Annotated in this window: 26 protein-coding genes; 17 read left to right on the top strand and 9 right to left on the bottom strand. The window is 29.4% G+C overall.

The genetic code is table 11. The annotated features are described in order from the left end of the window. The first annotated feature begins 1 nt into the window (after nucleotide 1). The 15 genes from AJ881_RS05815 (at nucleotide 2) to AJ881_RS05745 (ending at nucleotide 10,515) form a co-directional block, all read left to right on the top strand. On the top strand, nucleotides 2–538 hold the full coding sequence (locus AJ881_RS05815) for a DUF3972 domain-containing protein (RefSeq protein ID WP_002861385.1): 537 nt from the start codon (nucleotides 2–4) through the stop codon (nucleotides 536–538). An 11-nt stretch (nucleotides 539–549) separates the two neighbouring features. Continuing rightward, nucleotides 550–1,413, top strand: coding sequence for a glycine--tRNA ligase subunit alpha (gene glyQ / locus AJ881_RS05810; protein WP_070282762.1), 864 nt, complete (start codon nucleotides 550–552; stop codon nucleotides 1,411–1,413). Continuing rightward, nucleotides 1,400–2,125, top strand: a complete 726-nt coding sequence (locus AJ881_RS05805) for a Nif3-like dinuclear metal center hexameric protein (RefSeq protein ID WP_002861387.1) — start codon at nucleotides 1,400–1,402, stop codon at nucleotides 2,123–2,125. The genes glyQ and AJ881_RS05805 overlap by 14 nt, the downstream gene beginning before the upstream one ends. Before the next feature lie 9 nt (nucleotides 2,126–2,134). After that, nucleotides 2,135–2,851: a zinc ribbon domain-containing protein gene (locus AJ881_RS05800; protein ID WP_002861388.1), complete on the top strand. Its 717-nt coding sequence runs from the start codon at nucleotides 2,135–2,137 to the stop codon at nucleotides 2,849–2,851. After that, nucleotides 2,848–4,005 carry a lipid IV(A) 3-deoxy-D-manno-octulosonic acid transferase gene (waaA, locus tag AJ881_RS05795; protein ID WP_004305574.1) on the top strand — a complete coding sequence of 386 codons (1,158 nt, stop codon included), beginning with the start codon at nucleotides 2,848–2,850 and terminating at the stop codon, nucleotides 4,003–4,005. Before AJ881_RS05800 ends, waaA begins: the two co-directional genes overlap by 4 nt. Then, nucleotides 3,986–4,738, top strand: a complete 753-nt coding sequence (locus AJ881_RS05790) for an RluA family pseudouridine synthase (RefSeq protein ID WP_002861390.1) — start codon at nucleotides 3,986–3,988, stop codon at nucleotides 4,736–4,738. Before waaA ends, AJ881_RS05790 begins: the two co-directional genes overlap by 20 nt. Nucleotides 4,739–4,805: 67 nt before the next feature. After that, on the top strand, nucleotides 4,806–6,143 hold the full coding sequence (gene ffh, locus AJ881_RS05785) for a signal recognition particle protein (protein ID WP_002861391.1): 1,338 nt from the start codon (nucleotides 4,806–4,808) through the stop codon (nucleotides 6,141–6,143). A 64-nt stretch (nucleotides 6,144–6,207) separates the two neighbouring features. Continuing rightward, the gene (gene rpsP, locus AJ881_RS05780) at nucleotides 6,208–6,435 is read left to right on the top strand and encodes a 30S ribosomal protein S16 (RefSeq protein ID WP_002852274.1); all 228 of its coding nucleotides are present in this window, start codon (nucleotides 6,208–6,210) and stop codon (nucleotides 6,433–6,435) included. Nucleotides 6,436–6,437: 2 nt separating this feature from the next. After that, complete coding sequence (locus tag AJ881_RS05775; protein ID WP_002861392.1) at nucleotides 6,438–6,680, top strand: KH domain-containing protein; 243 nt, start codon at nucleotides 6,438–6,440, stop codon at nucleotides 6,678–6,680. Beyond that, nucleotides 6,673–7,212, top strand: coding sequence for a ribosome maturation factor RimM (gene rimM / locus AJ881_RS05770; protein ID WP_004305577.1), 540 nt, complete (start codon nucleotides 6,673–6,675; stop codon nucleotides 7,210–7,212). Before AJ881_RS05775 ends, rimM begins: the two co-directional genes overlap by 8 nt. After that, nucleotides 7,209–7,913 carry a tRNA (guanosine(37)-N1)-methyltransferase TrmD gene (gene trmD / locus AJ881_RS05765; protein ID WP_004305579.1) on the top strand — a complete coding sequence of 235 codons (705 nt, stop codon included), beginning with the start codon at nucleotides 7,209–7,211 and terminating at the stop codon, nucleotides 7,911–7,913. Before rimM ends, trmD begins: the two co-directional genes overlap by 4 nt. A gap of 9 nt (nucleotides 7,914–7,922) precedes the next feature. Then, nucleotides 7,923–8,279, top strand: a complete 357-nt coding sequence (gene rplS / locus AJ881_RS05760) for a 50S ribosomal protein L19 (RefSeq protein ID WP_070282764.1) — start codon at nucleotides 7,923–7,925, stop codon at nucleotides 8,277–8,279. A gap of 132 nt (nucleotides 8,280–8,411) precedes the next feature. Then, a complete protein-coding gene (gene uraH / locus AJ881_RS05755; RefSeq protein ID WP_002852246.1) occupies nucleotides 8,412–8,825 on the top strand; it encodes a hydroxyisourate hydrolase in 414 nt (137 codons plus the stop codon). Between the two features lie 23 nt (nucleotides 8,826–8,848). Then, nucleotides 8,849–10,189, top strand: a complete 1,341-nt coding sequence (locus AJ881_RS05750) for a class II 3-deoxy-7-phosphoheptulonate synthase (protein ID WP_002861396.1) — start codon at nucleotides 8,849–8,851, stop codon at nucleotides 10,187–10,189. Further along, nucleotides 10,186–10,515, top strand: coding sequence for an ArsC/Spx/MgsR family protein (locus tag AJ881_RS05745; protein WP_002861397.1), 330 nt, complete (start codon nucleotides 10,186–10,188; stop codon nucleotides 10,513–10,515). The genes AJ881_RS05750 and AJ881_RS05745 overlap by 4 nt, the downstream gene beginning before the upstream one ends. A gap of 12 nt (nucleotides 10,516–10,527) precedes the next feature. Here the strand turns inward: AJ881_RS05745 and AJ881_RS09205 are convergent, their stop codons facing one another. After that, the gene (locus tag AJ881_RS09205; protein ID WP_257841545.1) at nucleotides 10,528–10,770 is read right to left on the bottom strand and encodes a SelT/SelW/SelH family (seleno)protein; all 243 of its coding nucleotides are present in this window, start codon (nucleotides 10,768–10,770) and stop codon (nucleotides 10,528–10,530) included. Between the two features lie 195 nt (nucleotides 10,771–10,965). Here AJ881_RS09205 and dnaE point away from each other — a divergent pair, with 195 nt between their 5' ends. Continuing rightward, a complete protein-coding gene (dnaE, locus tag AJ881_RS05740) occupies nucleotides 10,966–14,568 on the top strand; it encodes a DNA polymerase III subunit alpha (protein WP_070282766.1) in 3,603 nt (1,200 codons plus the stop codon). 12 nt (nucleotides 14,569–14,580) lie between these two features. On the opposite strand, the gene AJ881_RS05735 is transcribed toward dnaE, so the two are convergent. Genes AJ881_RS05735 through AJ881_RS05715 form a run of 5 tightly spaced genes read right to left on the bottom strand, consistent with a single transcriptional unit; the run spans nucleotide 14,581 to nucleotide 18,519 of the window. After that, complete coding sequence (locus AJ881_RS05735) at nucleotides 14,581–15,213, bottom strand: YggS family pyridoxal phosphate-dependent enzyme (RefSeq protein WP_002855231.1); 633 nt, start codon at nucleotides 15,211–15,213, stop codon at nucleotides 14,581–14,583. A gap of 35 nt (nucleotides 15,214–15,248) precedes the next feature. Next, a complete protein-coding gene (flaC, locus tag AJ881_RS05730) occupies nucleotides 15,249–15,998 on the bottom strand; it encodes a flagellin C (RefSeq protein ID WP_070282768.1) in 750 nt (249 codons plus the stop codon). Nucleotides 15,999–16,036: 38 nt separating this feature from the next. Continuing rightward, a complete protein-coding gene (locus AJ881_RS05725) occupies nucleotides 16,037–16,507 on the bottom strand; it encodes a DUF4149 domain-containing protein (protein WP_002858582.1) in 471 nt (156 codons plus the stop codon). Between the two features lie 12 nt (nucleotides 16,508–16,519). Then, a complete protein-coding gene (locus AJ881_RS05720) occupies nucleotides 16,520–17,335 on the bottom strand; it encodes a HemK/PrmC family methyltransferase (RefSeq protein ID WP_002871298.1) in 816 nt (271 codons plus the stop codon). Next, nucleotides 17,332–18,519 (bottom strand): M48 family metallopeptidase, encoded by a 1,188-nt coding sequence (locus AJ881_RS05715; protein ID WP_070282770.1) that lies wholly within the window; start codon nucleotides 18,517–18,519, stop codon nucleotides 17,332–17,334. The genes AJ881_RS05720 and AJ881_RS05715 overlap by 4 nt, the downstream gene beginning before the upstream one ends. 126 nt (nucleotides 18,520–18,645) lie before the next feature. On the opposite strand from AJ881_RS05715, the gene AJ881_RS05710 reads away from it, so the two are divergent. Next, on the top strand, nucleotides 18,646–18,831 hold the full coding sequence (locus AJ881_RS05710) for a hypothetical protein (RefSeq protein ID WP_002861403.1): 186 nt from the start codon (nucleotides 18,646–18,648) through the stop codon (nucleotides 18,829–18,831). Here AJ881_RS05710 and mog read toward each other — a convergent pair. The 3 genes from mog to AJ881_RS05695 all read right to left on the bottom strand — a co-directional run bounded on the left by mog (nucleotide 18,828) and on the right by AJ881_RS05695 (nucleotide 22,242). Then, nucleotides 18,828–19,370: a molybdopterin adenylyltransferase gene (mog, locus tag AJ881_RS05705; RefSeq protein WP_002842823.1), complete on the bottom strand. Its 543-nt coding sequence runs from the start codon at nucleotides 19,368–19,370 to the stop codon at nucleotides 18,828–18,830. The genes AJ881_RS05710 and mog overlap by 4 nt on opposite strands. Before the next feature lie 20 nt (nucleotides 19,371–19,390). Next, entirely contained in the window at nucleotides 19,391–20,374 is a 984-nt protein-coding gene (gene corA, locus AJ881_RS05700) for a magnesium/cobalt transporter CorA (RefSeq protein ID WP_070274956.1), read from the bottom strand. A gap of 113 nt (nucleotides 20,375–20,487) precedes the next feature. Beyond that, nucleotides 20,488–22,242 carry a tetratricopeptide repeat protein gene (locus tag AJ881_RS05695; protein ID WP_070285349.1) on the bottom strand — a complete coding sequence of 585 codons (1,755 nt, stop codon included), beginning with the start codon at nucleotides 22,240–22,242 and terminating at the stop codon, nucleotides 20,488–20,490. Nucleotides 22,243–22,495: the final 253 nt, after the last annotated feature.

Here is a 22,495-nt window from a genome sequence, read left to right as displayed (position 1 = left end):
AATGCAAACCTATCTTGAACTTGAAGAATTTTGTAAACTTGTGCATTTAAATGAAGATGTGGTTAAAGGTATGATGGCTAATGGGGCTTTAAATTTTAAAGAAGAAGAGGGTAAAATTTACATCGAAGCTCATCAAGGTACTTTTAGTGTGGTGCCTAGTGCTGCAAAATCTCAACCTGCAATGGTAAATTCAATGACTTTAGCAGGGGAAAGTTTTGTTGAAAAAACAATAGGAACTATTTTAAATTTACATGAAAAAGTTTTAGATGCTAAAGATGAAACACTTGAAGCATTAAAAAATGAGAATAAATTTTTAAAAGATGCTCTTTATTCTATGCAAGAACTTTATGATGAAGATAGAAAAACTATAGAAACCTTAAACAATGAGTTAAAACATGCGCGTGAAGAGATAGAATTTCTCAAGCGTAAATATAAATTAATGTGGAGTAAAACTGCAGAAATTTTTGGAGCTAAGACAGAGCCTGATTTGGAAATGAATAAAAATTTAGAAAAACCTATTGAAAATATGGAACAATAAAGAGAGATGCAATGACTTTTTCGCAAATGATACTTAATTTACAAAATTATTGGCAAGAGCAAGGTTGTGCGATTATGCAACCTTATGATATGCCAGCAGGTGCAGGAACCTTTCATCCAGCAACTTTTTTAAGAAGTTTAGGAAAAAAACCTTGGGCAGCTGCTTATGTAGCTCCAAGTAGAAGGCCTACTGATGGACGTTATGGTGAAAATCCTAATCGCTTAGGTGCTTATTATCAATTTCAAGTTTTGATTAAACCTAGTCCTGATAATATCCAAGAATTATATCTTAAAAGTCTTGAAAATTTGGGTTTTGATTTAAAAAGTCATGATATTCGTTTTGTTGAAGATAATTGGGAGAGTCCAAGTTTAGGTGCTTGGGGTTTAGGCTGGGAAGTATGGCTTGATGGTATGGAAGTTACTCAATTTACTTATTTTCAGCAAGTTGGCGGTATAGCAGTAGATTTAGTAAGTGCTGAAATTACCTATGGTCTTGAAAGAATAGCCATGTATCTTCAAAATGTTGATAATGTTTATGATATAGTTTGGAGTGAATTTAATGGAGAAAAAATTAAATATTCAGATGTGCATAAGCAAAGTGAATATGAATTTAGTAAATACAATTTTGAAGTAAGTGATGTTAAAATCTTGAATGAGCAGTTTGAAAATTCTTACAAAGAATGTAAAAATATTTTAGAACAAGGACTAGCTTTACCTGCTTATGATTATTGTATGCTTGCTGCACATACTTTTAATCTTTTAGATGCAAGAGGAGCAATTTCTGTAGCACAAAGACAAGATTATATGTTAAAAATTCGTGAGCTTTCAAAAAATTGTGCTGAAGTTTATAAGAAAAATTTAAATGAAACTGAGTGAAATTTATAATTTTTTAGATCAATTAAGTCCTTTTAATACTCAAGAATCATGGGATAATAGTGGAATTTTGCTTGGAGATAAGGATAGCGAAATTTCAACTGTTTATTTAAGCTTAGATATTGATGAAAATATCATTAAAAAAGCGAGTGAAAATTCTTTAATTATCACACACCATCCTTTGATATTTAAAGGTTTAAAAGATTTATATGACAAAACTTATCCTAGGGCTTTTGTTAAAGAAATGATTTGTAAAAATATTTCTTTAATCAGTATGCATACAAATTATGATTTAAGTCATTTAAATACTTATTTTACGAAAGAAATTTTAGGTTTTAAAATTTCTTTTAAAGACGAATTTTTGATTTATGTAGAAAATTTTATGTCTTTTGAAGCTTTGTGTGACCGGGTGAAAAAAAGGTTAAATTTACAAATTTTACGTGTAAGCGATTGTGGTAAAAAAGACATTAAGCGTATTGCTATATGTACTGGAAGTGGTGGAGATTTAATTTCTAAAGTAGATGCGGATTGTTTTTTAAGTGGAGATTTTAAATATCATCAAGCTTTAGAGGCGCTTAGTAATCAAATCAGTCTTATTGATTTGGGTCATTTTGAAAGTGAGAGATATTTTTCTCAATGTTTAGCAAAAGACTTGAAAAATTTGCCGCTACAAGTTATAATAACAGTTTCAAAAAATCCATTTCAATATTTTTAAGGAAAATAAATGAATAAATATCTTGAACAATTAGTGCTTTTATCAAAAATAGATCAAGAGATTGATAGTTATGAACCAAAAATAGACAGTATTAATAAGACTTTAAAAGATGCTGAGTTAAAAATAGGAAAAATCAACACAGATTTAGAAAAAATTGATGAAGAAATCAAAGATATAGAAAATCAAAAAGTACAAAATAATGCTCATATTTCCGAGTTTTCAGCAAAAATTAAAGATCTTTCTAAAAAAAGTGGTGCGGTAAAAACAGAAAAAGAAGCTAATGCTTTAAAAATTGAAGAAGATATCGCAAAAGAGCAATTAGACGCTGCAAATGATGAGATTGTAAGACTAGATAAAATTTTAGAGAATAAAGAAACTTATAAAAAAGAACTCGAAGAAGAAAAAATCAAACAAGAGCAAAATATTAACGAGATTAGAGTAAGTATTAAATCTGAAATGGAAGTTCTTGAAAAAGATAGAATGAGTGTTTATGATAAAAAAACTAAACTTGTGAGTGAGATGAATCAAAAAGTTTTAAGTTTTTATGAGAAAATTCGCAAATGGGCGAAGAATACTGCTGTAGTTCCTGTTAAAAAACAAGCATGCTATGGATGTTTTATGAAAATTTACGATAAGACTTATCTGTCCGTTGTAAAAGGTGAAGAGATTGTAACTTGTCCTCATTGCGGAAGAATTCTTTATAAAGAGCAAGAAGAACAAAATTGATCTTTTTTTATTATTTTTTAACTTGGACGGCATTTTTATTTTGTGCCGTCTTTATTCTTTTGCTTTCTTTTTTAAAATCCAAATACAAAATTAGTTTAAAATCTCGATTTTTTCTTTATAAAAATTTACATCAAGAAAAAGCTGATGTACATTTTCATGCTTGTTCTTACGGGGAGGTAAGAAGTATTAAAGCTTTGGTTTTGAAATTTGATTCAAGAATAACTACTATTACTCAAACAGGTTTTGAATGTGCAAAAGAATTTTGTAAAAAGGTAAATTATCTTGCTTTTGAAAATTTTTTGCCTTTTTGGTTTAATCCTTGTAAGGTTTTGGTAATTTTTGAAGCAGAATATTGGCTTATGCTTGTTTTTATGGCACGTATTTATAAGGCTAAGATTATTTTGCTTAATGCGAGAATATCTGATAAATCTTATCATTCTTATCAAAAATTTTCTTTTTTTTATAAAAAAATTTTTTCTTATATTGATGAAGTTTTTGCTCAAAGTGAATTAGATAAAGTAAGACTTGAAAGTTTGGGAGCTAAAAATGTTAAAATTTTTAAAAATATTAAGGCAAATTTAGAAATTAAAAATAATAAAATTTATACCAAACCTAAGGAAAAACTTATCATTTTTGCTAGTACTCATAAAGATGAAGAAGAGCTTTTACTTGATCATTTTAAACTAGAAGAAAATGAAAAACTCATTATCGCCCCACGACACCCTGAGCGTTTTAAAGAAGTTGAAAATTTACTTTTAAACAAAGGTTTAGAATTTGAAAAATTTAGCTCTTTAAAAGATGAAAATAAGAAATTTTCTAAAAAAATTTTACTTTTAGATACTTTAGGGGAGCTTGTAAATTTTTATGCAATTTCTGATGTTGTTGTACTTGGAGGTTCTTTCATAGAAGGCATAGGAGGACACAATCCTATAGAAGTGGCATATTTTGACAATGTATTAATCAGCGGGAAATTTATTCACAATCAAAAGGCTTTGTTTGAAGAAGTGGAAAATGTATATTTTTGTGAAAATTTAAAAGATTTAAATGATAAAATCCATTATTTAAATTTAAAAGCTAAAATTTCCAAAAAAGAAAATTTAGATCTTATCATGCAAACTATACAAAAGGGAATTGATGCAAGAAAAAGCTTATAAACTCTTAGCTTTGCAAGAAAAAATTTCAAATCGTGAAGCTAAAGATTTGATTGATAAGGGTTGTGTTTTTTCACATGGAAAAAAAGTTGTGGTTGCTAGAGCTTTGATGAACGATAAGGCAAGATTTAATGTGATAAAAACCAAAAATCCTCAAATTATTTTTGAAGATGATAAGATTATTGCTATTAATAAACCTTACGCTTATGTGAGTGAAGACTTGGAGAAAAAATTTAATGCCAAGCTTTTAAATCGTTTAGACAAAGAAACAAGCGGTGTGATTTTGCTTTGCAAAGATGAAGATTTTAGAAAGCTTTGTATAGAAGAATTTAAAAAACACAGAGTTTATAAAAGTTATATTGCGGTTTTAGATGGGGTTTTGGCTGAAGAGGTTGAAGTGAATGAGCCTATTTTTACCATAAAAGCAAAATGTGGAGCATTAAGTAAAGTTTCAAAAGATGGTTTAAGTGCCTTAAGTATCATTACTCCTATTATGTTGCAGTCAAAAAAAACCTTAGCAAAAATAGTCATTCAAACAGGTAGAACTCATCAAATCAGAGTGCATGCTAAATTTATAAAACATGGCGTTGTAGGTGATGAAAAATATGCTAAAATTTCAAGCGATAGAATGTATTTACATAGTTATGAAATTAAAATTTTTGATTATTATTTTAAGGCTGAGCTAGATAATAGTTTTGCAAAAGTTGGCTTTGAGATAAAAAATTTAGATTTTTAAAGCCATTTAAGAAAAAATTTTGTATAATGCAAGGTTTAATTTAAAAATTTTATAGAAAGGTGATAAAGTGTTTGAGTTAGTTAGCGAATCTTTTAAATCAGCGATTAATAAATTACGTTTTGTTGATGATGAAAAAGCACTTAAGAACGCTTTAGAAACCTTAAAAAAAGCTCTTTTAAAAGCAGATGTTCACCATAAGGTAACTAAAGAGCTTTTGACTTCGATAGAAGAAGATGTAAAGCAAAACGGAATAGGTCAAAAACAATTTTTAAATGCCATTAAAGTAAATTTAGAAAATATTTTAAGTGTCAATGGCAAAAATCAAGGTTTTGTTTTTGCTTCTAAACCCCCAACAGTAGTTCTAATGGCAGGTTTGCAAGGGGGCGGTAAGACTACAAGCACTATCAAACTTGCAAATTATTTAAAATTACGCAATAAAAAAGTTTTAGTTGCAGCTTGTGATTTACAGCGTTTAGCGGCAGTGGAGCAGCTAAGACAACTTTGTGAAGCTAATGAAATTGAACTTTTCTTCATAGAAAATGAAAAAGATCCTATTAGGGTTGCTAAAGAGGCTTTAAAAAAGGCTGAAAGTTCTATGGTGGATGTTTTGCTTGTGGATACTGCTGGGCGTTTGGCTATAGATGAGACTTTGATGAATGAATTAAAAGCAGTTAAGGATGTTTTAAATCCTGATGAGATTTTCTATGTTGCTGATGCAATGAGTGGTCAAGATGGGGTTAAGACTGCGGCTAGTTTTAATGAAGTTTTAGGTATCAGCGGGGTAATTTTATCAAAATTTGATGCAGATACTAAAGGTGGAGTAGCCTTAGGTATAGCAAAACAAATCGGTATTCCTTTAAGATTTATTGGTGTAGGTGAAAAAGTAGCAGATTTAGAAGTTTTTATACCAGATCGCATAGTAAGTCGTATCATGGGCGAGGGTGATTTGGCTACTTTAGCTGAAAAAACTGCTGCAGTGATTGATGAAAAAGAAGCTAAAAAACTCAATCAAAAAATCAAAAAAGGTGAATTTAATTTTAATGATTTTCTTAACCAAATGGAAAGTATTAAAAAATTAGGAAGTATGAAGTCTTTAATCGGTATGATACCAGGGCTTGGCGGAATGGCAAATGCGGTAAAAGATATAGATTTGGATAATTCTAAAGAGATTATACATATTAAGGCAATGATTTCTTCAATGACTCCAAAAGAAAGAGAAAATCCTGATTTGTTAAATAATGCTAGAAAACGTCGTATAGCAGAGGGAGCAGGTCTTTCTCAGGTAGAAGTCAATCGTTTTTTAAAACAATTTAGTAATGCAGCAAAACTTGCAAAAAGATTTTCAGGCAAAAAAGGAATGGAGAATTTGACACAAATGATGAGCCAAGCTAGAAGACAATTTTAAATTTTATTTATAAATACTTTTTATAGTATCTATAAATAAAATTTTTAATTTTTAAGGAGTATAAATGACAGTTATTAGACTTACAAGAATGGGTAGAACTAAAAGACCATTTTATCGTATTGTGGTTACAGACAGTAGGAAACGTCGCGATGGTGGTTGGATAGAAAGTATTGGATATTATAATCCTATGGTAGAACCTGAGGTAATTAAAGTTGATGCAGAGCGTTTAGCTTATTGGAAAAGTGTTGGTGCAAAACTTAGCGATAAAGTTGCTTCTATCACTAGCAAATAATCATGGTAGAGAATTTTCTTAGGGAATACGCAAAATTAATTGCAGATTATCCTGAACAGATTAACACTCAAAAAATTGAATTAAGTGAAAATTTTTTTGAGATTGTTCTTTTTGCACATAAGGTTGATACAGGTAAGCTTATAGGTAAAAATGGAAAAATGATCAATGCTATAAAAACCGTAATCTCTGCTTATAAGAGCAAGGATGCAAGTTCTTATAGGGTAACGGTAAAAGCACTTGAGTGAAAAAGATTTTGTTCAAGTTGCAAAACTTGGTAAAACTGTGGGTCTTAAGGGTTATGTAAAATTGCATAACCTGAGCGACTTTTCTTCTCAATTTAAAAAAGATGCTACCTTTTTTATAAAAAATACCAAAGAAATATTAAAGATTAAGCATTATAATGCAAGCAATTCTACTGTTTTATTTGAGAATTATGAAGATATAGAAAAAGCTAAAGAATTAACCAATCTTATTCTTTTTCAGAGTATCGAGAAAAGCAGACAAACTTGTAAATTAAAAAAAGATGAGTTTTTTTATTTTGATATTTTAGAGTGTGAAGTTTTTGAAGAAGATAAAAGATTAGGTAAAGTTGTTGATATCTTGGAAATTGGAGCTTCTTATTTATTTGAAATTCAAAGTGATGAAAAATGGGTGAATAAAAAATATTCTAAAATATTTTTTATTCCGTATCTAGATAAATTTGTTAAAAATATAGATATAGAAAAACGACAGATTTTTTGCACGCAAGATGCTTTTTTAATTTTAGAAAATTCATGAAATTTAGTTTCGTTTCTTTATTCCCTAATCTTATGAAATTTTACTTTCAGGATTCTATACTTGCAAGAGCAAAAGAAAAAAAACTTTTCAAACTTAATTTTTATAACCCAAGAGATTTTTCTAAAAATTCTTATCATAAAGTCGATGATTATAAAATAGGTGGTGGAGCTGGACTTTTGATGCAAGTTGAACCTATGTATGAGGTGTTAAAAAGTATTCAAGAAAAAAAAGAAAATCCCTATTTTATTTTTTTAAATCCAAGTGGTAAAACTTTTAATCAAAAAGACGCCAAACGCTTAAGTAAAAAAGAACACATAGTTTTTGTATGTGGGCGCTATGAAGGTATAGATGAAAGAGTGCTTGAAATTTTTGCGAATGAAGTTTTTAGCATAGGGGATTTTATTTTAACAGGAGGAGAATTACCTGCGCTTGTAATGTGTGATGCGATTTTAAGAAATGTTAACGGGGTTTTAGGGAATATGGAAAGTTTGGAAGAAGAAAGCTTTGAAAATAATTTACTCGAAGCACCTGCTTTTTCAAAACCTTTTATTTTTGAGAAAAAAAATCAAAAATTTTATACTCCTTCAGAGTTTTTAAAGGGTAATCACGCTAGAATTGCAAGTTTAAAAACTACTTTGGCGTCTTGCAAAACGAAATTTTTTCGTCCAGATTTATTTTTAGAGCATGAACGCAAAAAATAAGGGATTTTTATGAAAAATAAATATATAGAACAATTTGAAGTAAAACAAATTGAAGGTAAAAATGTTCCAGATTTTCGTGCTGGTGATACTTTAAAGCTTGCAATTCGTATCAAAGAAGGAGATAAAACAAGAATCCAAAATTTTGAGGGTATTTGTATTGCTAGAAGAGGTAATGGCGTAAGCGAAACTTTTATCGTACGTAAAATGGGTGCTAATAATGTTGGCGTTGAGAGAATTTTCCCTATTTATAGTGAGAGTTTGGAAAGTATTATTGTTTTGCGTCGTGGTCGTGTACGCCGTGCAAGATTATTCTACTTAAGAGATAGACGCGGTAAAGCAGCACGTATTAAAGAGCTTAAAAAATAATTTATAATTATTTTTTATTATAAGTCTAACAATTAAATAATTATAATTAATTTATAATTTTTATTATTTGATTTTAATTATTAATAATGCTCTTATATAATATTCCTTGTAAATATTATATAAGGAGAGAAAATGTTTTCTATTAAAAAAACTTTATTAATATTAGCAAGCGTGCCAATGTTTTTGAGTGCTACTGAATATCAATTAAGCACTCATGTCTTGGATATTACTTCTGGACAACCCGCTCCTAAAGTAAAAGTTGAGCTTTATAAGTTGGAAGCAAATCAACAGTGGAAAAAAGTAAGTGAAGAATTTACCGAAGAAAATGGTAGAATAGGGGATTTATTACCATATGAAAAAGCTGAAAATAGGGCTTTTGGAATTTATAAGCTTAAATTTTTTACAAAAGACTATTACACATCACACAAAATAAATACTTTTTATCCTTTTGTAGAGGTAAGTTTTGAGCTTTCTAAAGATCAAAAACATTATCATGTTCCAATAACCCTTTCTCCTTTTGGTTATTCAACTTATAGAGGAAGCTGATCAATAAAACGAAAGAAAAAACCATGTGGACTAAGAATTCTTGGAAAAACTATCCCATAAAACAGCAACCTATCTATCCAGATCAAGAGGAAATGAATAGAGTTTTAGCAAGACTTGAGAAACTTCCTCCTTTGGTTTTTGCTGGAGAAGTGAGAAATCTTCAAAAGTCTTTAGCAAGAGTTTGTAAAAAAGAAGCTTTTTTACTTCAAGGTGGAGATTGTGCTGAAAGCTTTGAAAATTTTGGCGCTGTAAATATCCGTGACATGTTTAAGATTTTACTTCAAATGGCTATAGTGCTTACATTTGCCGGTGGATGTCCTGTTGTAAAAATTGGTCGTATTGCAGGGCAGTTTGCCAAGCCAAGAAGTAGTGATTTTGAAGAGTTAAATGGTATAAGTCTTCCTAGTTATCGTGGTGATATTATTAATGGTTTTGAATTTAGCGAACAAGCGCGCATTCCTGATCCTCATAGAATGCTTGAAGCTTATTATCAAAGTGCAACAACGCTAAATTTGTTGCGCGGATTTGCTAAGGGTGGTTTAGCAGATTTGCATGAAGTGCATCGTTGGAATTTGAGGTTTTTAAAAAAGAGTGAACTCCATAAGCAATATACTGATATCAGTGAAAAAATTTCACAAGCTTTGGCTTTTATGGAAGCTTGTGGGATTAATACAAGTAATACTCCGAGTCTAAGAGAAGTTAGTGTTTATACTTCACATGAAGCTTTGCTTTTGCCTTATGAAGAAGCTTTAACTAGAGTGGATAGTTTAAGTGGAGAAATTTACGATTGTTCAGCTCACATGCTTTGGATAGGTGAAAGAACAAGGGCGCTTGATGAAGCTCATGTACATTTTTTAAGAGGAGTAAAAAATCCTTTAGGGGTTAAAATAGGACCTAGTGCAAGTGCTGATGATATCATAGCTTTAGCAAATGTTTTAAATCCAAATAATGAAGAAGGAAGATTAAATATTATTATCCGCATGGGTGCAGATAAAATTATCAATAATTTGCCAAAAATTTTCTCCAAACTTAAAAGTGAAGGTTTAAATTTAGTATACAGCATAGATCCTATGCATGGAAATACAGTAAAAGCAGGTAATTTTAAAACACGTGAGTTTGATAAAATCATGCAAGAAGTGGGATCTTTTTTTGAGATTGCAATAAGCGAAGGGATTTATCCAGGTGGAGTGCATCTTGAAATGACCGGAAAAGATGTAACAGAATGCACAGGTGGTGCAAGCAATGTTACTGCTCAAAGCTTAGAAGATCGTTATGAGACTCAATGCGATCCAAGGCTTAATGCGGATCAAGCATTAGAGCTTGCTTTTTTAATTGCAGATTTAGTAAAAAAGGCTAGAAAATGAAACTTTATGGTATTAAAAATTGTAATTCTGTAAAGAAAGCTATGGATGCTTTAACACAAAAAGGTGTTGTATTTGATTTTATGGATATTAAAAAGATTAATCAAGATATTTTATACACATGGTTAAAACAAAAATCTTTTGAAGATCTTATCAATACTGCTGGATTAACTTCTAAAAAACTTGGTTTAAACAAAGAAAAAGTTAAAAGTTTAAATGAAAAAGAACTTGAGAAAATTGTATTAGAAAATCCAAGCTGTATTAAGCGTCCTATTATCGAGTATGAGCAAAACATATATATTGGCAAGGAATATGAGAAAATATTATGATAGAGTGTTTGATTACACTCTATTTTTTATTAATTGATTAATTTCATTTTGATATGGAAATCTTTCACTTTCGCAATTAATAAGTTGTGTTTTAGAGAAGATAACTTTTCCGTCTACTTCAACGATAAAATCACCTCTGTCGCCAATTTCAAATTCTACTTCAACATCTTTGAAATCGCTTTGTAGTTCTTCTGCAACCCTTGCAGCTTGTGGGCGATAATTTCAAAGATTGCAATAAGCAATTTTTACTTTCATCATTTCATCCTTTGAAAAGTTTATTTTATTTAAGATTAAAATCTTAAATTTTTATTATAGTTTATTTTGGCTGAATTTTTGCCTTTTTTGTAAAATTTAAGTTGAAATTTAGGGTCAATTTCTTTCAAATTCAGCGAGAAAAATTTATAATTTTTATCAAAATTAAAATAAGCCTTAAAAAACTAAAGGAAGAAAATGAGTCAATTTACACACTTGCATTTACATACAGAATATTCTTTGCTTGATGGAGCTAATAAGCTTAAAGAATTAGCTTTGACTTTAAAAGAGCAGGGTGCTACAAGTGTTGCTATGACAGATCATGGAAATATGTTTGGGGCAATTGATTTTTATCAAACAATGAAAGCACAAGGTTTAAAACCTATCATTGGTATGGAAGCGTATTTACATAATCACGATGAATTAGATGATAAAAGTTCTCGTCAGCGTTTTCACCTTTGTTTGTATGCAAAAAATGAGATCGGATATCAAAATTTAATGTATTTAAGTTCTCAAAGTTATATTAAAGGTTTGTATTATTATCCGCGTATCAATAAAAAGCTTTTAGAAAAATATAGCGAAGGTCTTATTTGTTCTTCTGCTTGCTTGCAAGGTGAAGTAAATTGGCACTTAAATACTTATAGTGAAAGAAATGTGCGTTTTGGTGCAAAAGGCTATGAAGCAGCAAAAGAAGCAGCATTATGGTATAAAAAAGTTTTTAAAGATGATTTTTATTTTGAAATCATGCGTCATGGTATAGGTGATCAAAGAATGATAGATGATGATATTATCAGACTTTCTAAAGAATTAAATATAAAAATCATTGCTACAAATGATACGCATTATACTTTTAAAGAAAGAGCGGCTGCCCATGAGGTTTTTATGTGTATAGCTATGGGAAAAAAACTTAATGACCCTGATAGAATGCGTCATAGTGTGCATGAATTTTATGTTAAAAGCCCTGAGCAAATGAGTGAGCTTTTTGCAGATATTCCAGAAGCTATAGAAAATACACAAGAAATCGCGCAAAAATGTAATTTAGAGCTTAATCTTGGCAATCCCACTCCACCGAATTTCAAATTTACAAGAGAATATGCTAAAGATCATAATATTACCTTGCCTGAAGAAACAAAAGAATTTAGCTTTGATAATGATGACATAGTTTTTGAAGAGCTTTGTAAAAAGGGACTTGAAGAGAGATTAAAATTTATCGATGAAAGCAAGCATAAAGAATACAAACAAAGACTTGAGGTAGAAATTAATATCATTAAAAATATGAAATTTTCAGGTTATATGCTTATTGTTCATGATTTTATTAAAGTGGCTAAAGATAAAGGCATTCCAGTAGGTCCTGGAAGAGGATCAGCTGCAGGAAGTTTGGTTTCTTATTGTTTGAGGATTACGGATTTAGATCCTATTCCTTATAGTTTACTTTTTGAGCGTTTTTTAAATCCTGAGCGTGTGAGCATGCCTGATATTGATGTGGATTTTTGTCAAGACAGACGTGCTGAAGTGATTGATTATGTGATTGATAAATATGGAGCAGATAAGGTTGCACAGGTTATTACCTTTGGTAAGCTTTTAGCTAAAGGGGTGATTCGTGATGTGGCTAGAGTTTGTGATATGAGTATTCAAGATGCTGATGAGCTTGCTAAACTTGTGCCTGAAGAGCTTAAAATCACTCTTGATGCTGCTTATGAAAAAGAACCTAAAATCAAAGAATTTATCGATCGTCATCCTAAAGGTCCTGAAGTTTGGGAGTATGCAAGAGCTTTAGAAGGATTAAATCGCAATGCGGGTATGCACGCAGCAGGTGTTGTAATTTCTAATGAGAGTTTATGGAAGAAAACTCCGCTTTTTAGACAAAGTAAAAATGATGAAAGACATTTGGTAACGCAGTATTCTAAAGATCATTTAGAAGATGTGGATTTGATAAAATTTGACTTTTTAGGTCTTAAAACCTTAACAGTAATCAATAATGCAATCAAGCTTATTAAAAAGCGTTATAATAAAGACATTATTTGGGAAACTATAGATGTAAATGATAGCAAAGTTTATAAAACCATACAAAGTGGAAATACTTTAGGGATTTTTCAAATCGAATCAGGCGGTATGCAAAGCTTAAATGCACGCTTAAAACCAGAGCGTTTTGAAGATATCATTGCGGTTCTTGCGCTTTATCGTCCAGGCCCTATGGAATCAGGAATGCTTGATGATTTTATCGACAGAAAGCATGGTTTAAAAAGTATAGAATATCCTTTTGACAGTTTAGAAAAGGTTTTAGAGCCTACTTATGGGGTTATCGTTTATCAAGAACAGGTTATGCAAATTGTTCAAATTATAGGTGGCTTTTCTTTAGGAGGTGCTGATGTAGTGCGTCGTGCTATGGGTAAAAAAGATCCTGAAAAGATGAAAAAGCTTAAGACTGATTTTGCAGATGGAGCAGAAAAACAAGGATATGATAGAGCAAAAGCTGAGGATTTATGGGAGCTTATCGTAAAATTTGCAGGATATGGTTTTAATAAATCTCACTCTGCGGCTTATGCGTTGATTACTTTTCAAACAGCTTATTTAAAAACTTATTATCCTAGTGAATTTATGGCAGCGCTTTTAACAAGCGAAGAAAACAATGTGGATAAAATTGCTGTTTATATTGATGAGATGAAAAAAATGAATATTAAACTTTTACCTCCATCGATTAACAAAGCGATCCGTGAATTTAGTGCTTTAGAGCAAGATGGCAAGGATGCTATTATATACGGACTTGGGGCTATAAAAAGTGTGGGTATTCCTGCAGTTGAAAATTTACTTGAAGCAAGACAAGATGGAGAATTTAAGGATATTAATGATTTCTTAGGTAAGATAGATCCTACCAAAATAAACCGTAGAACATTAGAAAGTCTTATTAAGGCAGGGGCTTTTGATGAGTTTGGTTTTACTAGAAAAGCTTTGTTTGATAATATGGAAAATCTTAGCGAAGCATCGCGTAAAATGGCTGAAGTAAGAAAAAATGCTGCAAGTTCTCTTTTTGGTGAAGAGGAATTAACTTCAGGTGTTCAAGTAAATTTTACTCCCAAAAATGAAGAATTTGAAGTGATGGAAAAATTAGGATATGAAAAAGAAATTTTAGGAATTTATGTTTCAGGCCATCCTTTAGATCGATTTTATGAACAAATTAATGCCATAGATTATGTTAAAAGTTTAGATTTTGAAAGTTTAAAAAACAATGGAGAAATTTTAAGTATAGGTAAAATTGAAGATTTCAAATCCATGATGAGTAAAAATAATAAGCGTTATGGTAGAATTGAAATTTTGGATTATTATTCTTCGTTTGATGCTACTGTATTTGAAAGCAATGTAGAAGAAATAGAAAACATCATCAAAGATGAAAATTTAAAAAATAATGCCTATGGTTTTGTATTGGGATTTAAAGCTGAGGGAGGGGAGAAGCCTAGCTTTTTTTTAAAAGCAATTAAAGATTTACAAAGTCTTGAAGATGGCGAGATTAAAGCTATAAAAAAATTTGGAGCAAAAAAAGATTTCAAAAATAAAGAAGAAAATCATTTTACCGCAGAACCTAAGGAATTTGAAAAAAATATCATAGAGCTAGATTTGACAAGATTAAATAGAGAATTAATCTATGAAATTCATGAAATTGCTAGAAATGCACATAATCCTAATGAAAAAAATAATAAAAAACTTGTTTTAAAAGTTATTAGCGCGGGATCTTGCTTGCTTTATCATACAGATTTTATTATCTCTGATAGTATAGTAGAGGAAATTTCTAATAAATATGCTTAAGTAAGATTGTTCTTACTTAAGATTTTTAAATAAAATGCTTCCAAGTCTTACTAAGTTGGATCCGCATTTTATAGCAATTTCAAAATCATTACTCATCCCCATAGAGCAAATTTTAGCCCCATGTTTTTGAAGAATTTCATAAATTTTAAATGTAGTTTCAAAGCTTTTGATAATACTTTCTTTATCTTGGCTGTGTGATCCTATGCTCATTACGCCACAAAGATTTAGATTAGAGCATTCTTCTTGTATTTGTAAATATTCTTCTACAGCTTGATTTGGATCTAGACCGCTTTTGCTATTTTCATTTGCACTATTGATTTCTAATAAAGTATTTAATTTATAATCAAGTCTTTTGTCCATAGCTTTAGCTATTTTAATACCATTACAAGAGTGCCATAATATAGGTTTTTGTTTGATTAAGAGATTGATTTTGTTGCTTTGTAGAGTTCCTATAAAATGCCACTTTATGTCTAATTTTTTTTCATCAAGATTTTCTTTTTTTTGTGCTAGAGCTTGGACTTGATTTTCTCCAAATTCTACTATACCTTGATCAAAAAGCTTTTCAATTATACTTGCATCGACATACTTGCTTGCGGCTACAAGACGAACGTTTTTGGTTTTTTCTAAAATTTGCTCTAAAGTCATTTTGATAAAGAAATAAGCCCTATTTAGGGCTTATATTATTGTAATAAATTAGCAATTTTGCTTTGAAGCTGCATGTTGGATTGCGCAGCAACAAAAGCAGCAGCATTTTCTTTTAGATAATTGGCATTAAAATCATTAACATTTTTTGCTATGTCATTATTTAGTAAATTATTTTCAGCTGCTTTTGAGTTGATGCTGTTTTGAACACTTGCATTAATATTTGATGTAATGGCATTGATACCTGAGCCTATTTCACTTCTTAAACTTCCAAGTTGATCCATAAAATTTGTAATACTATCTTGATTATCTATGCTTAATCCACCTGTTGCTAATGGATTTAAATTTGTAGTTTCAGTTCCGCTACCTACTACAAAATTCATAGTTTGAAAGACATTTTTTCCATTATAAGTTGCATTATTAAAAGAATCATTGATGGATTCTTGTATGCGTGTTGCTTCTGTTCTTAGCATTCCTTTTTGAGAATCATTAAGTGTAGCATTGTTCATTTTTACTGAAAGTTCATTAAGTCTATCTGTGCTTTGAGAGATATTGGTAAGGCTAGCATCTGCAATTTGTAAAACCCCTATAGCATCATAAGCATTTGCGACACCTTGATCTATAGTGCTTGATTGAGATCTTAAAGAATCAGCAATAGCTAAATTGGCACTATCAACTCCACTTATTGCGCGAACAGCTGCAATATTTTCTAAAGCTTTATCGCTAGCTTTTTGTGCATTGTTTAAATAATAATTTTGTTGCATCATAGTTGCATCAGAGATCATCATGGCCTACTCCTTCTCTTTTGGATTTATTTAATATTCTATCATTTTTTTGCTATTTTAAAGCTTAAGAAATATAAAAAAACTTGCATTATCAAGATGATTTTAATCACCACTTCACTTGCATTATGGATACTGATAAATTCTTGAGTTTTTGTAGCGTTTTCGCCTAAGTTTTGGAGTTCAATTATGGTATTAGTAAAATAAAAAACAAATATTAAGCTTAAAATCAAAATAAGCAAACTCAGCATAAATTTTGAAAATTTTATTTGAAATTTCATTTCATCTTTTATAAGAGAATAAATTTCATATAAAAAATTAACCACTGAAACAAAAATCAGTAAATATCCCATTTTAATAAAAATTTGCGTCATCATTAAGCCACTTTGAAAATGGCTCAACACTCCTTCTCCTATAAGATTTTGAGGAAAAAAAATTGTTGGTGCAACAACTATTCCTAGTATGAGTTCAACCCCTATGATGGAGGCAAGTAAAAATAAATTAACAGCTTTCAAGAGTTTCTCCTTTTATTTTTTATCATAACGCATATTTGTAAATTTAGCTATAAAAGCACGATTATAACCTTGTTCATCTTTGAAAAAATCAACAATGAAATTATTTTGATATAAAATTTTTTCCAAAATTTTTTTTTGATCATAGCCAAATTCGCAAGCTAAAAATTTAACTTTTTTATCAAGGGAAAAATGTATGATTTCTTCTAAAATTTCATATCCTTTTTCTCCGCCAAATAAAGCTTCTTTGGGTTCTTTTTGTACCCAAATATCTATAGGATATGAATTTTTAATATAAGGTGGATTTGAAAAAATAAAATCATAATTTTCTTTAATTTGCTTAAAATTACAAAGTTTAAAGTCAATTAAGTGATCGACTTTGTGTAATTTGGCATTCTCTAAAGCTAATTCTAAGGCTTTAGGATTGATATCACAGGCTGTGATTTTTAACCCAAGTTCTTTGGCTAAAACAATGCTTAAAATTCCGCTTCCAAATCCTATTTCTAAAATCTTATTAAAAGTATTTTTTTTGCATAAATTTAAAATTTGAAAAAGTAAAATTTCACTATCGTAACGAGGGATTAGAACACCTTTTTTTATCTTAAATTCTAAGCCCCAAAAATCCACTTTTTCAAATATATATTCAAAAGGTTCTCCAGATTTAAAACGTCTTATAAGCTCAAAATAAGGTTTGTGATCTATTTCTATATCTTGGTTTAAAAATAACCAAGCTTTATCTTTTTTTAGATATTCACAGAGTATAAATACTGCTTCATTTTCATAACCTTTTAACCTAGATTTAGCTTCTATAAGAGCATTTTTTATAGTCAAGAAAGAGCCTTGATTCTATCGCTAATACTTGGATGACTGAGATAAAAAAATGTATATATTTTACTTGTTTTGATAAAAGCTTTATTTTCTCTTGCTAGAGCTATCAACGCATTTTTCATATCTTCTTTGCTTGTAACTTTAGCTCCGTGTTGATCAGCTGCAAATTCATTTTTTCTACTTAAGGCATTAAGTATAGGAGAGATTAAAAAGCTAAAAATATTTGCAAAGATAAATAAAAGAGCAAATACACCGCCATTTACTCCTTCTAGATGACTTTCTAAGTAAACAAATTCAGGTAAATTTGCAAAAACAAAAAAAAGTAAAAACATAGTTATAGCACCGTTAAATAAAGCTTTGATAATATCTTTATGAATAAAATGTCCAAGCTCGTGTCCTAAAACAGCTAAAAGTTCTCTTTCATTTAAAGCTTTTAATAATGTATCAAAAAGAACCACTCTTTTGCTTTTAAAAAGTCCACCAAAATAAGCATTTAAACGTTTATCTCTTTTGCTTGCATCAATAACATAAACCCCATTTGCATTAAACCCACATTGTTTCATTAAAGAGCTGATTTTTTTCAGCAAATTTTCATCGTTTAGTTTTTCCATTTTATTAAAAATAGGTGCTATCAAGGTAGGGTAAATGAGATTTATAATTACTATAATACAAAAGGCAAAAATAAAGGCCGCAATCCACCAAAAAGTTCCAAAAAAATCATAGCAAAAAAGCAAAGCATAAAGGATTAAAAATCCAAATATTAAAGTTAAAATAAGACTTTTTACAGTGTCTTTGATAAAAAGTTTTACAGTCATATTTGAAAAACCATGGGCTTTATCTTTGATAAAACTTTCATAAATACTTAAAGGTAGATTTAAAATACTTGTGATTATTAAAAAAGATAATAAAAATAAAGTATTTTCAAAACGAGTGTTATTTGAGATAAGTAATTCTTTAAGATATAAAAATCCAAAACCTATCCATGCAACATTGATGATTAAATTATAAAAATTGGAAAATAGTTTAAATTTTTCATTTTCGATGGCAATGTCTGCTGCATTTTGATAGTCTTTTTCGCTTAAAATTTGAGCTTGTTTGTCTTTTTCTCTTTCTAAGAAACGAATTTGAGTATAGGAAATCCAAGATAAAAGTGCTGTGTAAAGACATAAAATTGCAATTAAAGTCATTATTTTTCCTTGATTGGTTTTTTGCGAATTCTAGCTTAAAATAATGAAATAAAGTTAATAGCTTAAAATCTAAAATAATATTCTTTTCAACTAAGTTGATGTATATTTATAAAAAAGGATTAAAGAATGTTTTTTAAGAAAAAGATTTCACAAAAGCAAAAAGAAAAGCCTAAAATTCCAATCAATGATATGATTTTAGATGACAGACTTTGTAAGTTTAAAAATAAAGTGCAAAAGATAAGCAAAGATGAAGCTTCGGCAAGTCTGCTTGCTAGACAATTAAGCAGACTTATCAGAGCTAATAAATTTTAATTTTGACATTTTTTCTTAGGGCGAAAAACCTTAATAACTTCATCATTTGCTTCTATATAAGCACCTTCTATTAAATCAATACAATAAGGTATAGCTGGAAAAACAGGCTCTAGACATTCTTTTATAGCTTTAGGATTTCCTGGTAAATTAATGATAAAAGATTTATTGCGAATTCCTGCGCTCTGTCTTGAAAGTATGGCTGTTGGGACATATTTTAAACTTTCTAAGCGCATAAGCTCTCCAAAACCTGGCATCATTTTATCACACACGGCTTCCGTGGCTTCTGGGGTTACATCACGAAGCGCTGGACCTGTACCTCCGCTTGTAACAATCAAATCGCATTTTTTTTCATCTGCTAGATAAAGTAATTTTTTAATGATCAAATCATAATCATCGGGGATTAATTCTTTATGATAAATAATATCATTTTTTATATATGAATTTAACACTCTTTCAATTTCAGCAGTAGCTTTATCTTCGTATATGCCACTACTTGCTCTATCGCTTAGGGTTAAAATTCCTATGTTTATCGTATCCATTGTTCCTCCTTAATAAATTTTTATAACCATCCTTTTTTCTTGAAAACAACCAAAGGTAAAATGATAGAAATTACCATCACGCCAAGCACTATGGGATAAGCATAGTGAAGTTCAAGTTCTGGCATGAATTTAAAATTCATACCATAAACAGTTCCTATTAAAGTAGGAGGCATCATGGCAACAGTTGCAACGGTAAAAATTTTAATGATTTTGTTTTGTTCTATGTTGATTTGGCTGGCTAAAATGGTTTGAATATTGTCTAAGATATTAAGTTGTGAAACACTAAATTCAACCAAAGAATTTAAGTCTTTTAAAACTATAGTGAGATTTTGTTTTATATCTTTATCGATTTTATCGCTTTTTAACAAAGAAGTCATAGCACGACGTTTATCAAATAAAGAATCTCTTACACGCATATTAAGCTCTTGTAAGCTTGAAATATCCTTTAGCATTTTATCATAACTATATTCATCTTTTTTTTCTAAAACACTTGTTCTTAAGCGTCTTGCTTCTTTATCTATCCATTCTAGTAAATCCGCATCTTTTTCAACGCGCACTTCAAACATTTTATCAATAATATCAAAACCATCTTCAAAATTCTTCGGACTAGCTAAAATCCTTGCTTGAATTTCTTCAAAAGTGCTAAATTCGTTATATCTTATAGTAAATAAGATATTTTTAGCTGTAGCAAAAGTAACAATTTCTGTGCGAAGTTTGATTAAATTCCTATCTTCTTCATCGCTTTTAAGATCTCTTACTAAAAAATGAGCATTGATGGTTATTGTCGCATTGTCTTCCCAATATTTTGCGCTAAGTTCTATTTCTTCTCTTTCTTCTTTTGTAGGAAACTCAAGATTAAATTCACTTGATATAAAAGCAATTTCTGCTGCACTTGGATGAAGTAAATCAATCCATAAAATATTTTGTGGTAGTTCTTGACTATCGAGATTAAAGTTGATTCTTTGAACTAAAGCATTTTGAGTTTTGATATAAACATAGAGCATAGTTATTCCTTATTTTTAACTTTAAAATTATACCTTGATTAGTTTAAAAATCAATTTTTTAATTTTTGGAAATCAAAAACCAAATTTTCCACCTAAAGCTCTTAAACTAAGCTTTAATTTAAAATATCTTTAATCAGTTTTTGCAAATTCCTTTTTGTTTCTTCTTGTTCTTTTATGATAAAACATTTTGCTTTTGGCCAAAAATAACTTTTAGGATTTTCAAATTTTCCCCAACGCCAATCAAACCTAGGATGTAAAAGAACTATAGTAGGAATATCCATAGCTAAACTTAAATGCGCTATAGCACTATCAATACTAAGCATACAGTCAATATCATATAAATAATTTAGAGTATCATTCCAATTTTCTATAAGCTTACTTCTATCTTCTATTACCTTAGGTAATTCTTCTTTTAATTGCATTTGAAAAGAAATGATTTCATAATTTAAGTTTTTTAATATATCAAATAAAAATTCAAATTTTACATTTCTTAATAAATCAGAATTTTCAGCATTAGGAGTAGCATAAAAAATACCAAGTTTTTTTCTTTGATTATGCGGTTTTTTCTGTGGCAATATAGGTGTTTTTAATCGTGAAATCTCATCAAGCTTAATATCAATAAAAAAAGGCAAAGAACAAATAGGAATAGCATAATCAAAATTTGTAGGTAGATTTTTTAAAACCTTTACATTTTTAAAAATATCATCATTTTGATTTAAAAATTTGATTTGATTTTTAAACATTTCATACATGGCACTTTGAGGAGCAAATAAAACCTTTGAAGCGATTTTACAAAGTTTTTCTAAGCATCTTGCATACATTATAGTATCGCCAAAGCCTTGCTCGCAAAATACTAAAACTTCTTTATTTTTAAAAGCATCAACGCCAAATTTATTAAAAGCTTTTAGGCTTTCATTATAATGATAAGTAGAAAAAGTTTCATTATGAGCATAAAATAATCTGCTTTCATAATATTTCTTACCCTCTTCAAAATTATCATCCACTCCCATACGCATCAAAAGATAAGCCAAATCAAATTGATAGGTTGCATGAGAATCCAAGCTAAGACATTTTTTATAAGCATGATAAGCTTCTTGATAGTTTGAATTAAATTCTAAGACCTTAGCATAGTTTTGCCAAAACTGTGCATGGTGTTGATTGGCTTCTTGTAGTGATTGAAAAAGTTCTAAAGAATCAGATATTCTAAAAAGCTTAAAAAGCAAGTATGCTTTTTGGGGTAAAATTTGATGAGTTAAAAAATCTTCTATTTTAGAAATAGTAAGATTTTCTTTGGTTTTACTATGAAGCCTATCTTCGAGTTTAATTAAATTAAGATTGGTTTGTTCAGCAATGATTCCTTTTTGTAGTTTATCAATCAAATCTTGCATAAAATGACACAAGTGCTCATGTGCATTTAATGCCTTGGTAAAATCATGTTTAAAATAAATTTCTGCATAATTTTTCCATAGATTAAGATTATACATATCTTTAGAAAGTAATTCTTTGAAAATTTGTTCAGATTCTTCTAATTTATTACTCAGCTTATAAATAAAAGCCAATTCTAACTTAAGTTCATCCTCTAAATCATCTTTGCGAATTAAAAGTGTTTGTAATAAATTCAAGGCTTCATCAAATCTTAAATTTTCAATATAGCTTTTAGCAAGCATAAGACCATTAAAACTTGTAGGATTTAAAGAAAAAAGCTCTTGAGCATAATATAAAGCTTTTTGAAAAAGAGAAAGTTTATAAGAAGAAAGCATAGCAAATTCTAAAGCAAATTTTGGACTTTCTTTTAAAAATTGCTCACTCAAGTTTAAGCATTTTTCATAATTAGCATTAAAATAATAATAATGAATTTTATCAAACATATTTTTCCTTGATAGTTACATTAAAATCTAATATTATCTTATAAGTTGCATAAAAAGATAATTATATTTTTATAAAATTAAATAATAAAACAAAAATAAAAAAATATAACAACATCCATCCCAATAATTTTAAAATTATCAGGATGAAATTTTTAACAAGTAGGGAAGTAAACTAATTAAACTAAGTATTATCTTTTATAAGATTACCAAAGATAATTAAACTGAGCAAATCCTGTATGGGTATTGCCATCTT

The organism is Campylobacter sp. BCW_6460 (genome assembly GCF_001762705.1).
Taxonomy (GTDB): Bacteria; Campylobacterota; Campylobacteria; order Campylobacterales; family Campylobacteraceae; genus Campylobacter_D; species Campylobacter_D jejuni.
This window is presented reverse-complemented; position numbering and strand designations above follow the sequence as displayed.